This is a genomic window from Bacillus hominis (assembly GCF_018332515.1).
In the GTDB taxonomy this organism is placed as follows: Bacteria; Bacillota; Bacilli; order Bacillales; family Bacillaceae_G; genus Bacillus_A; species Bacillus_A hominis.
The window spans coordinates 1-241 of sequence record NZ_BOQD01000677.1; the positions used below are offsets into that span (position 1 = coordinate 1).

The following is a 241-nucleotide window of genomic DNA, read 5'->3' on the forward strand; positions in this document are numbered from 1 at the left end:
GCCACGTCCGCACGTTTGTCCTCATAGGATACGGTGAAGGCTACGGTGGCCTCACCGCGCCCCTTGACGTACGTGCTGAGCGTGGCGACCACGATCGCACTGCGCATCTGCTCGATCTTGTCGGTCTCGCTGAAGCGGCTACCGCGGTCGGCGAACAGGTTGTACTTCTCGATGATCCGCGCCAGGTTCTCGCGGGTCATCACCCGCTGGCGGATGACCTCGATACGCTCATCGGCAAAGG

The 241-nt window shown here is 62.7% G+C and carries 1 protein-coding gene; it reads right to left on the minus strand.

Annotated elements, in window-relative coordinates; all coding sequences use genetic code 11:
* The coding region (locus KI356_RS28960) for a hypothetical protein (RefSeq protein ID WP_212937086.1) at positions 1-241 on the minus strand (241 nt) is incomplete at both ends.